Here is a 12,637-nt window from a genome sequence, read left to right on the forward strand (position 1 = left end):
ACAGAGTGCTCCGCCCGCTGACGCTGCGAGCGTCACAAAACCACAATAATGCGGGACCGGCGCGACCGATGTTCGGATTCAGGACCACTGCCCTTCGCTGCCTGCCGGCCCTTGCAATCTTGCTTGCCGCGCTGACGGCACGCGATGTCTCGGGGACCGAGACCGCCGCGCCCTCTATCGCGATCCACTTCACCTTCGACCGCCCGATCGATGCGAGCATGGCGCCGTTCTTTCTCGCCGCAAAGGACGGAAGCTTCGGCGCCGAACGTCTCAACGTCTCCTTCAGCAGCGCGGCCGGATCGCCGGAGGCGCTTGCGCGCGTCGCCAAGGGTGACAGCGAGCTCGCGCTCGTCGACATCAACGAGCTGATCCGCTTCCGCGACAAGGATGCGACACCGGTCAAGGCGGTGTTCGTGCTGTTCAACCGCGCGCCCTACGCGATCGTCGCCCGCAGGAGCCGTGGCATCCACCTCTTGTCCGACCTGGACGGCAAGACCGTCGGCGTTGCCGATAGCGATCTGTCGATGCGGCTGTGGCCGGCGCTGGCGCAGCAGAACGGCATCGACACGGCTCACGTCAAATTCCGCAAGATCAGCGCCGCGGTACGCGAGCCGATCCTCTCCGCGGGACAGGTCGATGCCGTCGCCGGTTTCAGCTATCTCTCGGCAGTGAACCTGCGTGACCGCGGCGTGCCAGGCGGCGATCTCGTCGCGCTTCGCTATGCCGACTATGGTTGCGAGGCCTATGGCTTTGCCGTCGTAGTCAACCCGGCTTTCGCCGCGGCTAGGCCGGACAGCGTGAAGGGATTCGTTCGCGCATTGATCGCCGGCATCAACGCGACCGTGAAGGACCCGGCGCGCGCGGCGGACGAGGCCGCGAACCGCATCGAGGACGGCGACCGCGAACTCGAGCTGGAGCGCCTGCGCACCGTCCTCGTCGACAACATCCTGACCGACGAGGTCCGTCGCAACGGCCTCGGCGACATCGACCCGGCGCGCATGGATCGCTCGATCGACCAGATCGGGCAGGATTTCAAATTCCGCAAACGGCCCGCGGCGGGCGACATTTTCGACGGCGGGTTCTTGCCGCCAGTCGCAGGGCGGTTGATCAACTGAGCAAAACCGACAGCTTCCGCTATATCTCACGGGCGATCCCTGATTAGAGTATGCGCTCACTCCGTTCCAGCCGCCCGAGCTTGTCGTCCCATGCCCATTCTCCGCCTCTACACCCGCGTTCTCGAGCTGCTCGGCAAGGAGGCACGGCTGGGCTGGCTGCTCGCGATCGTCAATCTCCTGCTTGCCGGATCGCAATTCGCCGAACCGGTGCTGTTCGGCCGGATTGTCGACGTGCTCTCCGGCAAGACGGTCGCAGGCTCCAATTCGGCGTGGCCGTTCCTGGTTGCCTGGGTCGCGTTCGGACTGTTCACCATCGCCTGCAGCGCGCTCGTAGCGTTGCAGGCCGACCGGCTCTCCCACCGCCAGCGGCAGGCCGTCCTGACGGACTATTTCGAGCACATCCTGCAACTGCCGCTGACCTTCCACTCCGGTACCCATTCGGGCCGGCTGATGAAGGTCATGCTCAACGGCACCGATGCGCTGTGGCGGCTGTGGCTGGGCTTCTTCCGCGAGCATTTTGCCGCCATCCTCTCGGTCGTGGTGCTGCTGCCGCTGTCGCTCTACCTGAACTGGCGGCTTGCAATCCTGCTGTTCGTGCTCTGCATCGTCTTCACCGCGCTGACCACCTTCGTGGTACGCAAGACATTCGGCATGCAGATGGCCGTCGAAGAGCAATACAGCGAGCTCTCCGCACGCGCTTCGGATGCGCTCGGCAATGTCGCGCTGGTGCAGAGTTTCGTCCGCGTCGAATCCGAGGTGCAGGGCCTGCGCTCCGTTGCCGACCAATTGCTTGCAGCCCAGATGCCGGTGCTGTCCTGGTGGGCGCTCGTCACCGTGATCACGCGGGCCTCCACCACGATCACGGTGCTCGCGATCTTCACTTTCGGCATCGCGCTGCACGACCAGGGGCTGACCTCGGTCGGCGAGATCGTGATGTTCGTGAGCTTTGCGACGCTTCTGATCCAGAAGCTGGAGCAGGTCGTGAGCTTCATCAACAACGTGTTCATGGAAGCCCCGCGCTTACGCGAGTTCTTCAACGTGCTCGATGCGGTGCCTGCGGTGCACGACCGGCACGACGCGATCGATGCGGGTCGGCTCTCCGGCCTCGTCGAATTCAACGACGTCACCTTCTCCTATGACGGCAAACGGCCGGCGGTCGAGGACCTCTCCTTCACCGCGCTTCCCGGCCAGACCATCGCGCTGGTCGGCGCGACCGGCGCCGGAAAATCCACCGCGATTGCACTGCTGCATCGCGCCTTCGATCCGCAGTCCGGCTTCATCAGGATCGATGGCATGGACGTGCGCGGGGTGACGCTGACTTCGCTGCGGCGGAACATCGGCGTGGTCTTTCAGGAGGCACTGCTGTTCAACCGCTCGATCGCGGAGAATTTGCGCGTCGGCAAGCCGGACGCCACCGAGGCCGAGATGCGCAAGGCGGCGGAGCGTGCGCAGGCGCTCGAATTCATCGAGCGCAGCGGCGGCTTCGAGACCAATGCCGGCGAGCGCGGCCGCATGCTGTCCGGCGGCGAGCGCCAGCGGCTTTCGATCGCCCGTGCACTGCTGAAGGATCCGCCGATCCTGATCCTGGACGAGGCGACCAGCGCACTCGACGCCGTCACTGAGGCCAAGGTGAATACCGCTCTCGACGAAGTGATGAAGGGCCGCACCACCTTCGTGATCGCCCATCGTCTCTCCACCATCCGCAATGCCACGCGGATCCTGGTGTTCGAGAACGGGCGTGTGATCGAAAGCGGAACTTTTGATGAACTCGTGGCCAAAGGCGGCCATTTCGCCGACCTCGCCAGGGCTCAGTTCATGGTTCAGGAGAACGCACGGGCCAGCGTGACAGCGGCTGAGGCTGCCGCGACGGCCGCCAAATCGCCTTAACAAGTCGCCTTAGCAAGTCCCCATAGTACCGTCGAAATTCGGCCCATTTCATTGCGGAATACCCCGCTGATGCCCCTATTCCCGACGCACCAGCCGGTATAGGTTTGCGGCGCCGCAAGCGGCGGCGCTGGATTCAGAACCGAACATCAGATCACGAGAGCCGACCGGAACCGGCGGGTCTCCAAGGACCGGAATCGGATAGTGCACGCTCTTCGCCCGCTGCTTCGTCAATCCCTGTTCAACCTGCTCGCCGCGGGACTCGCGTGTGCCGCATTACTGGCGCCGCGCGCGGCGAGTGCCGAAGCGCTGCTCCTGATCGAGGCCGATAGCGGCAAGGTGCTGCAGGCCGAAAACGCAACCATTCCCTGGTATCCGGCTTCCGTCACCAAGATCATGACCGCCTATGTGACGCTGAAGGCGGTCAAGGACGGCAAGCTCACACTCGACACACTGCTCACTGTATCGCCGACGGCAGCCTCGCAGTCGCCTTCGAAGATGGGCTTTCGCCCGGGGACGCAGCTTACCGTCGACAACGCACTCAAGATGATGATGGTGAAGTCGGCGAACGACATGGCCGTCGTGCTCGCGGAAGGCGTCGGCGGTTCGATCGACGGCTTCTCGGCGCTGATGAACGACACCGCGCAGAAGCTCGGCATGACGCAGACGAGCTACGTCAATCCGAACGGCCTGCCCGCCGACGGACAGATCACCTCCGCGCGAGATCTCGGCATTCTCGCGCGCTCGTTCCTGCGCGACCTGCCCGAGTACGAGTATTTCGTACACATTCCGGCAATCCGCTTCGGCAAGCGCGTCACCGGCAATTTCAACAAGCTGATCGGCCGCTATCCCGGCGCGGACGGTTTCAAGACCGGCTTCATCTGCGCCTCCGGCTACAATCTCGTCGCATCGGCCACTCGCAACGGCCGCCGGCTGATCGCCGTCGTGCTGGGCGCCAACTCCGGCACCGCGCGCGCGGTAAAGGCGGCGCAGCTGCTGGAGCGCGGCTTCTCGCAAGATAATCTCACCTGGCTCCGCCCCTCGCTCGGCACCGTCGACAAGCTGGTGCCGGTCGATGCCTCGCCGCCGAACCTGCGTGACGACATGTGCGGCGGCCATCGCAAGCGGCCGGCCAGCGACGATGACGACGCGCTGATCGCGACCAATGGCGGCACGTCCGGCTCCGCCTCGGCCACGGGCGGCGAAGCCCAGGTCACCTTCTTCACGGCCGGGCTTCAGCCGCCCCTGATGAAGGCCTCCGAGCTGATGGCCTCGGCCCCGGCGGCGGCCGAGCCCGTGCTGGTCTATACCGGTCCGACCCGCACCGGGACCGCCCTGATCGCGGCGGTCGCGGCCGATGCCGACCAGCAGGCCACGCCAAAGCCGCGTGGCAAGAAGTCGCGCGTCGCCAAAAAGCCCGACGCGGCAGACAAGCCGAAGGACGCCAAGACTGCGGCGGCGAAGCCCGATGCCAAACCGGCGGCGGCCGCCAAGCCGGCCGACGGCAAATCCGCAGCCAAGCCGGCCGGTGCCAAGCATGCCGCAGCCAAGCCCGATGCGGTGACAAAGCCTGCGGCGAGCGGCGAGCAGGCAGCCAAACCCGCCAAGCCCAAGGCCGCGACCAAGCCCCCCAAGCCGGCCAACAACAGTTAGCGGCGGACGCGAGGCGAGACCGCGCCGCACTTCGCAGTTGCGGCAAGCCGTTTGCGAGGATTCCGATAGCCACTCCCTGACGTTTGTCCTAAGCCTCGACCGCTTGCCACCCGTACCGGCAGGCTCGATACTGACGGCAATGAGGCAAGCCCGAGACACAACGGGCTCTGGTCAATGAGGGGAGTTTCCATGGAGCGCATCTGGCTTAAGCAATATCCGCCCGGCGTCCCCGCCGATATCGAGCCGACGCAATATTCATCGCTGGTCGACCTCCTGGAGGAGAGCTTCGCCAAGTTCGCCGACCGCAAGGCGTTCATCTGCATGGACAAGTCGATCAGCTATCGCGACCTCGACCAGATGTCGCTGGCGATGGCCTCCTACCTGCAAGGGCGAGGCCTGCAACGCGGCGCCCGCGTCGCGATCATGATGCCGAACGTGCTGCAATATCCGGTCGCGACCGCAGCCGTGCTGCGCGCCGGTTTCGCGGTGGTCAATGTCAATCCGCTCTACACGCCGCGCGAGCTCGAGCACCAGCTCAAGGATTCCGGCGCCGAAGCAATCATCGTGCTGGAGAATTTCGCCCACACCGTCGAGCAGGTGATCGCGAAGACGCAAGTCAAGCACGTCATCGTCGGCAGCATGGGCGACCTGCTCGGCTTCAAGGGCGTGATCGTCAATCTGGTCGTCCGCCGCGTCAAGAAGATGGTGCCGGCCTGGTCGCTGCCAGGCGCGGTGTCCTTCAACGACGCGATCTCCGCCGGCCGCTCTCTGGCCTTCAACAAGCCGAAGCTGTCGCCCGGCGACGTCGCCTTCCTGCAATATACCGGCGGCACCACCGGCGTGTCCAAGGGTGCCACCTTGCTTCATCGTAACATCGTCGCCAACGTCCTGCAGAACGACGCCTGGCTGCAGCCGGCGATGGCCGCGCCGCCGCATGTCGATCAACTCATGGTGGTCTGCGCGCTGCCGCTCTATCACATCTTCGCGCTGACGGCCTGCTACCTGCTCGCGGTGCGCGCCGGCGGCTGCAATCTCCTGATCCCCAATCCACGCGACATCCCGGGCTTCATCAAGGAATTGGCGAAGTACCAGGTCAACAACTTCCCGGCCGTGAACACGCTCTACAACGGCTTGATGCATCATCCCGACTTCAAGAAGCTCGACTTCTCCAAGCTGAAGATCTCGAACGGTGGCGGCATGGCGGTGCAGCGCCCCGTCGCCGAGCAGTGGAAGGCGATCACGGGCTGCTCCATCGCCGAAGGCTACGGCCTGTCGGAGACATCTCCGACGCTGACCTGCAACACCACGACCGATCCCGAGTTCAACGGCACCATCGGCATCCCCGTGCCCTCGACCTGGATCTCGATCCGCGACGACGACGGCAACGAGATGCCGCTCGGCCAGCCCGGCGAGATTTGCGCCAAGGGTCCGCAGGTGATGTCGGGCTACTGGAACAGGCCGGAGGAGACCGCCAAGGTGATGACCGCGGACGGCTATTTCCGCACCGGCGACATCGGCATCATGGACGAGCGGGGATACACCAAGATCGTCGACCGCAAGAAGGACATGATCCTGGTCTCCGGCTTCAACGTCTATCCGAACGAGATCGAGGAAGTGATCGCGAGCAACCCGGGGGTGCTCGAATGCGCCGTCATCGGCATTCCCGATTCCAAGTCGGGAGAGGCGGTGAAGGCGTTCGTGGTCAAGAAGGACCCGAACCTCACGGCGGAGGTTCTGGTCAAGTTCTGCCAGGAGCAGCTGACGGGCTACAAGGTGCCCAAGCACATCGAATTCCGCACCGACCTGCCGAAGACCAATGTCGGCAAGATCCTGCGCCGGCAGCTGCGCGACGAGAAGAAGGCGGAGGCGGCGTAAGCCCCTCTTTCGTTCATGACCGACGACAGCAACATCAGCCCGGCCGGCATCCTCGCCTTCTGGCGCGAGGCCGGCCGCGATGCATGGTACGAGCGTAACGACGCATTCGACGCGGAGGTCAGGCGCCGCTTTCTCACGCCGTGGCAGAAGGCGGTCGCCGGCGAGCTCTCGTCATGGGAGGCGACCGACGAGGGCGCACTCGCGCTCGTCATCGTGCTCGACCAGTTTCCGCGCAACATGTTTCGCGGCACGTCGCAGGCCTTTGCCAGCGACGCGTTGGCGCACGACGTCGCCCGCCGCGCCATTGCGCGGGGTGCAGATCAAAGGATCGATCCGGTCCTGCTCGAATTCCTCTATCTGCCCTTCATGCATTCCGAGCACCTGCCCGACCAGTTGCATTGCGTCGCGCTGTTTCAAAACACCGAAAATGCCCAGAACCTGAAATACGCGCGTGAGCACGCCGATATCATCCGGCGGTTTGGCCGCTTCCCCCACCGCAACCGCCTGCTCGGCCGCGACACCACGTCGGACGAGCAGGCCTTCCTCGACGGCGGCGGGTTCGCCGGCTGATGACATAACGGTGAAGGGTCCCGCCCTCACCGCTTCCCGTGTCACTATCGGCGCCGGCAATATTGTGCAGGCCCGCCGCACGGTCTAAAAAGCGGGACCGATTTTCAGGGAGACTGACGATGGCGATCCAGACTGGCGACAAGCTGCCCGAGGCGAAATTCCGCGTGATGACGGCGGAAGGCCCGCAGGTGAAGACCACCGACGATATCTTCAAGGGCAAGAAAGTGGCGCTGTTCGCGGTGCCCGGCGCCTATACCGGCACCTGCCACAAGATGCATCTGCCGAGCATCTTCCTCAACGCCTACGCCATGAAGGACAAGGGCGTCGACACCATCGCCATCGTCTCCGTCAACGACGCCTTCGTCATGAACGCGTGGAAGCGCGACACCGACCAGCGCGACGAGGCCATCTTCCTCGCCGACGGCAATGCCGACTTCGCCAAGGCGATCGGCATGGAGCTCGACGCCTCCGGCAACGGTCTCGGCATCCGCTCCAAGCGCTATTCGATGCTGGTCGAGGACGGCGTGGTCAAGAAGCTGAACCTCGAGGCGATGCCGGGCAAGGTCGAGGTGTCCGGCGGCGATACGCTGCTGGGACAGCTGTAAGCGGCGACCGCTTTCAGCCACAAACGACACTGTCATGCCCCGCGAAAGCGGGGCATCCAGTATTCCAGAGACAGTTGTTGTTGAATCGAGAGGCCGCTGCTTACTGGATCGCCCGGTCAAGCCGGGCGATGACGGCGGAGCATAAGGAGCGCCGACCGTGCGCCTACTCCGCCACCCTCTGCTGCAATCGCGCCTTCACGATCCCGTCGCGCGCGAGCTGATCGGCGCGTTCGTTCTCGGGATGCCCTGCGTGGCCCTTGACCCAGTGCCACCGCACGTCATGAGCCTTCAGTGCAGCATCGAGGCGCTGCCATAGCTCGACATTCTTCACCGGCTTCTTGTCGGCAGTGCGCCAGCCGTTACGCTTCCAGCCGTGAATCCAGCCGGTGATGCCCTGATGGACATATTGGCTGTCGGTGTAGAGATCGACGGTGCACGGCTTCTTCAGCGCTTCCAACGCGGAGATCGCCGCCATCAATTCCATCTGGTTGTTGGTGGTGTGGCGCTCACCACCGTTCAGTTCTTTTTCCTTGTCGCCGAACTTCAGGATCGCGCCCCAGCCGCCGGGCCCCGGATTTCCCGAGCAGGCGCCGTCGGTGTAGATCGTGACGTTGGGAAGCTCGCTCACACCACCAGCCCCGACGGCGACAGCCCGTAGTCGCGCACGCTTGAAACGCTCTGGTGGAAGCGCAACTTGCGGACATATTCCAGCGGATCCTTCGGCCGAACCAGCGCGCCGGGCGGAACGTTGAGCCAGTCGACCAGCCGCGTCAGCAGGAAGCGCATCGCGGCGCCGCGCGCGAGCAGCGGCAGCGCGGCCTCTTCCGCCTCGGACAGCTTTCTCACGCGGCCATAGGCGTTGAGGAAGGCCCGTGCCTTGGTGACGTTGAAGGAATGATCCGGCTCGAAGCACCAAGCGTTGAGGCAGATCGCGACATCATAAGCCAGCATATCATTGCAGGCGAAAGTGAAATCGATGATCCCCGACAGCTTGTCGCCGAGGAAGAAGACGTTGTCGTTGAATAGGTCGGCGTGGATCACGCCTTCGGGCAGCTGCGTCGGCCAGACCCCGCTCTCGAGGTAGTCGAGCTCGTGGCTAAGGAACGCGCGCAGGCCGGGCTGCACCTCGTCGGCCCGGTGTGACGCCGCATCGAACAGCGGCCGCCAGCCGGGGACCGACAGCGCATTCGCACGCCTGATCGCGAAATTCGCACCGGCCAGATGCAACCTGGCGAGCCCCTCGCCGACGCCGGCGCAATGGGCCGCGTTCGGCTTGCGCGGCCAGACGCCTTCGAGAAAGGTGATGATCGCGGCCGGCCGGCCCGACAGCTCGCGCAGCGCCTCGCCGTCCGTTCCCTTCACGGGCAGCGGGCAGCTGACGCCGTGCTCGGCCAGATGCGTCATCAGCGCGAGGAAGAACGGCAGATCGTTCTTCGCCACGCGCTTCTCATAAAGCGTGAGGATGAACGATCCCTCGGTCGTATGGAGCAGGAAGTTGGAATTTTCGACGCCCTCGGCGATGCCCTTGTAGGAGAGCAACTCGCCGAGATCGTATTGGTTGAGGAAGTCCGCAAGCTCGTCGGCGGCAACGTCGGTGTAGACCGCCATGAAGGTCTACTCGGCGGCGGCTTCGGGGCGCACCTGGCGCGGCAGCGGGAAGAATTCGTTCTCTTCCGCGGCCGAGACCGTCTCCACATGCAGAGTAAAGCGCTCGGCGAACGCGTCCATGATCTCCTCGACGATCACTTCCGGGGCCGAGGCGCCCGCGGTGATGCCGAGGCTGGTGATGTTCTCGAACCGCTTCCAGTCGATTTCGGTGGCGCGCTGCGCCAGCACGGCGATCGGGCAGCCCTCGCGTTCGGCGACTTCGCGCAGACGCTGCGAATTCGACGAGTTCGGCGCACCGACCACGATCAGAGCGTCGACCACCGGCGCCACCTTCTTCACCGCGAGCTGGCGGTTGGTGGTGGCGTAGCAGATATCTTCCTTGTGCGGCCCGTTGATGTTCGGGAAGCGTTCCTTCAGCAGCGCCACGATCTCCGCAGTGTCGTCGATCGACAGCGTGGTCTGGGTCACGAAGGCGAGGTTGTTCGGGTCCTTCGGGGCGATGGTCTTCGCGTCCTCGGCAGTCTCGATCAGGGTCACGGCGCCGGTCGGGAGCTGGCCGAGCGTGCCCACCACCTCCGGATGATGGGAATGGCCGATCAGGAAGATCTCGCGGCCGCGCTTGAAATGGATCGCGGCCTCGCGGTGCACCTTGGTGACCAGGGGGCAGGTCGCATCGAGCGAGAACAAATTGCGGGAGGTGGCGTCGGCCGGAACCGATTTCGGCACGCCGTGGGCCGAGAACACCACCGGCGCGGTGGTGTTCTCCGGGATCTCGGCGAGTTCCTCGACGAAGATCGCGCCCTTTTTCTTCAACCCGTCGACGACGTATTTATTGTGCACAATCTCATGGCGAACATAGACGGGGGCGCCGTATTTATCGAGCGCCCGTTCCACGGTGTCGATCGCCCGGACCACCCCGGCGCAGAAGCCACGGGGAGAACAAAGCACGATCTTGAGGTCTGGTTTGGCTGACATTGAGCGATCTCGGGACCGAATCACCTCGCCAAATGGGCGGGCAGCGGTCGATGGATGAATAGGGCTTGGGTACGGTCTTACAGGGACTTCAGAGGGAATTGGGCCCCCTTTCGGGCGCTGTCAAGGCACTATCTATAGCAGAACCATTGCGTGGCTACCCCCTCCGGGCTTATATAGCCCGAATTCCCAGTCATCGCTGATGACCACCGGTTTCGCCTCCAAAGGGGTGGGCGAAGCACAAAGGAGATTTGCCATGAGCAACGCACCTCTGATGCCCAAGGCGACCGCCGTCTGGCTGCTCGACAACACCGCGCTGACCTTCGATCAGGTTGCCGATTTCACCAAAATGCACCCTCTCGAGGTGCGCGCGATCGCCGATGGCGACGCCGCCCAGGGCATCAAGGGCATGGATCCCCTCTCCAATGGCCAGCTGACCCGCGAGGAGATCGAGAAGGGCGAGAACAACCCGGACTACCGGCTCCGCCTCCAGGAGAGCAAGGTGGTGCTGCCGCCGCAGCCCAAGCGCAAGGGCCCGCGTTACACCCCGGTCTCGCGCCGCCACGAACGCCCGAGCGCCATCCTCTGGCTGCTCCGCAACCATCCCGAGCTCAAGGACGCCCAGATCATGCGCCTGGTCGGCACGACCAAGAGCACGATCGCCAGTGTCCGCGATCGCACCCACTGGAACACCTCCCAGCTGACGCCGATTGATCCCGTCACCCTCGGCCTCTGCTCGCAGATCGAGCTCGATTTCGAGGTCGCGCGCGCGGCCAAGGAAAAGCCGATCGACGCGGCCTATGGCGGCGCCACCCTGCTGCCGGCCTCCGAAACCACCAAGAAGGACGAGTACGAACCCGCGGAGAGATCCAGCGACGATCTCAACGTCGATGCCGTGTTCGCCAAGCTGAAGACGCTCGGCGGCAAGAAGCAGGACCAGGAGGAGGAGTAATCCTTCGCTCCCCGTTCATCATCGCATGCGAACGCGGCGGGCCAACCCGCCGCGTTTTTGTTTGTGACTGTCCGCGGTCGCGCGGCAGCGTGCTCCCGCCAAACTTCAGAACTTATACGTCACACCACCGCCGACCAGCCACGGGTCGATATGCGCGGTGCCGGTAACCGGCAGACCACTGACCGTCGCCGAATAGTCCGGCCGCAACCAGAGCTTCTTGACGTCGACGTTGAGGCCCCAGTGCCGATCGAGCATGTAGTCGAAGCCGAACTGCACCGCGCCACCGAAGGCGTTGCTGACATGCAGGCTCGTGGCAGTGGCGACGATCGCGGGCGGACCGACGATCGCGGCCGGCGTGTTGGCTGCGGCATTGTTGAAGAACACGGTGTAGTTCACGCCGGCGCCTACATATGGTTTGAACGCGCCGAAATTGTCGAAGTGATATTGCAGGGTCAGCGTCGGCGGCAGCAGCGTGGTCTTGCCGATCGGCAGATTTGCGAGCGAGCCGGTGCCGCTGATCGAATGCCGGGTCACGCCGAGGATCAGCTCGGCCGCGATGTTCCTGGTGAAGAAATAGCTGATGTCGAGCTCAGGCACGACCTGATCGCTGATCGAGAGGCCCGAATTCGGCGACGACAGCGACGGAACGCCGGCGACATTGACGGTCGAGCCGCCGGCATCCGGCAACACGCCTAGTACCCGCAAACGTACCATCCAGGGATTGAAGGCTTCTACCGGCGGCGGCGTCTTTTTATAGATCGGCAAATCGGCGGCCTGTGCCGAGGCAAGAGCCCCCGCCAGCGCCGCACCTAGCGCCGCGAGCCGCGCCACGTTTCTTATCATACCGTCCATTGCATTCCCCTTCAGCCACATGCGCGCTTCGTTGCGCGACATCAGCGTCAGAGCAGAAAGGCGATGGTGAAGGATTTGATGCCGATCAAATCAGGACAAATGCGATTGCGATTTGGCTGCGGCGTTGCAGATGTGTCGCGGCAGGATAATGCCGCAGCTTACATCATGGCCGGTCCGGATGGTTCAGCATGTATTCGCCGAGGTCGCGCTGGCGGCGGTCGGCGCGGGTGGTCGCAGCGCTGCGCTGGACGTCGCGGTCCTTGCGGCAGGCCACGTATTCGGGCGAGCCGGCCGCATAGCCGCGGCTCTGGCAGACCGCGTCGTCATCATCGCCGCCCATCGCCACCGGCGTCTGGTAGCGCGCGGAGCAGGCGGAGAGAATGAGGCCCGCAAATGCAATCGCTAGAAACGGCTTCGAATTCATGGCAGGCCTTTCATCCTCATGGTGAGGAGCCCGCGCAGCGGGCGTCTCGAACCATGCAGGCCAAGCGGCAGCAGCGGGGCCTTTCATCCTTCGAGACGCGCGCCAGGCGCGCTCCTCAGGATGAGGA

12 protein-coding genes are annotated in these 12,637 nt (G+C 64.3%); 7 read left to right on the plus strand and 5 right to left on the minus strand.

All coding sequences use genetic code 11. The features are described 5' to 3' along the window. Positions 1-68: 68 nt before the first annotated feature. From AC0L21_RS34570 to AC0L21_RS34595, 6 genes are all read left to right on the plus strand, one after another. The gene (locus AC0L21_RS34570; protein WP_473266219.1) at positions 69-1,115 is read left to right on the plus strand and encodes an ABC transporter substrate-binding protein; all 1,047 of its coding nucleotides are present in this window, start codon (positions 69-71) and stop codon (positions 1,113-1,115) included. Positions 1,116-1,205: 90 nt separating this feature from the next. Then, a complete protein-coding gene (locus tag AC0L21_RS34575) occupies positions 1,206-3,002 on the plus strand; it encodes a glucan ABC transporter ATP-binding protein/ permease (protein WP_473266220.1) in 1,797 nt (598 codons plus the stop codon). Between the two features lie 201 nt (positions 3,003-3,203). Then, entirely contained in the window at positions 3,204-4,652 is a 1,449-nt protein-coding gene (locus tag AC0L21_RS34580) for a D-alanyl-D-alanine carboxypeptidase family protein (RefSeq protein ID WP_473266222.1), read from the plus strand. A gap of 189 nt (positions 4,653-4,841) precedes the next feature. Beyond that, a complete protein-coding gene (locus AC0L21_RS34585; RefSeq protein ID WP_473266223.1) occupies positions 4,842-6,527 on the plus strand; it encodes a long-chain-fatty-acid--CoA ligase in 1,686 nt (561 codons plus the stop codon). A gap of 15 nt (positions 6,528-6,542) precedes the next feature. Beyond that, positions 6,543-7,097 (plus strand): DUF924 family protein, encoded by a 555-nt coding sequence (locus AC0L21_RS34590; RefSeq protein WP_473266224.1) that lies wholly within the window; start codon positions 6,543-6,545, stop codon positions 7,095-7,097. A gap of 119 nt (positions 7,098-7,216) precedes the next feature. Next, entirely contained in the window at positions 7,217-7,702 is a 486-nt protein-coding gene (locus AC0L21_RS34595; protein ID WP_007597501.1) for a peroxiredoxin, read from the plus strand. A gap of 163 nt (positions 7,703-7,865) precedes the next feature. Here AC0L21_RS34595 and rnhA read toward each other — a convergent pair whose 3' ends face one another. From rnhA to ispH, 3 genes are read right to left on the minus strand one after another with little or no spacing between them, the layout of a single operon-like run. Continuing rightward, positions 7,866-8,330 (minus strand): ribonuclease HI, encoded by a 465-nt coding sequence (gene rnhA, locus AC0L21_RS34600; protein ID WP_473266225.1) that lies wholly within the window; start codon positions 8,328-8,330, stop codon positions 7,866-7,868. Beyond that, the gene (locus AC0L21_RS34605; protein ID WP_473266227.1) at positions 8,327-9,310 is read right to left on the minus strand and encodes a homoserine kinase; all 984 of its coding nucleotides are present in this window, start codon (positions 9,308-9,310) and stop codon (positions 8,327-8,329) included. Before AC0L21_RS34605 ends, rnhA begins: the two co-directional genes overlap by 4 nt. A gap of 6 nt (positions 9,311-9,316) precedes the next feature. Beyond that, positions 9,317-10,285 (minus strand): 4-hydroxy-3-methylbut-2-enyl diphosphate reductase, encoded by a 969-nt coding sequence (gene ispH, locus AC0L21_RS34610; protein ID WP_007597506.1) that lies wholly within the window; start codon positions 10,283-10,285, stop codon positions 9,317-9,319. A 253-nt stretch (positions 10,286-10,538) separates the two neighbouring features. Between ispH and AC0L21_RS34615 the strand changes: the two genes are divergently transcribed. Next, positions 10,539-11,234 (plus strand): DUF1013 domain-containing protein, encoded by a 696-nt coding sequence (locus AC0L21_RS34615; protein WP_007597507.1) that lies wholly within the window; start codon positions 10,539-10,541, stop codon positions 11,232-11,234. Positions 11,235-11,339: 105 nt separating this feature from the next. Here the strand turns inward: AC0L21_RS34615 and AC0L21_RS34620 are convergent, their stop codons facing one another. Then, a complete protein-coding gene (locus tag AC0L21_RS34620) occupies positions 11,340-12,086 on the minus strand; it encodes an OmpW/AlkL family protein (protein ID WP_473266228.1) in 747 nt (248 codons plus the stop codon). Between the two features lie 163 nt (positions 12,087-12,249). Next, positions 12,250-12,510 (minus strand): hypothetical protein, encoded by a 261-nt coding sequence (locus AC0L21_RS34625; protein WP_007597509.1) that lies wholly within the window; start codon positions 12,508-12,510, stop codon positions 12,250-12,252. Positions 12,511-12,637 lie beyond the last annotated feature (127 nt).

The sequence above is a fragment of the Bradyrhizobium sp. WSM4873 genome (genome assembly GCF_055811355.1).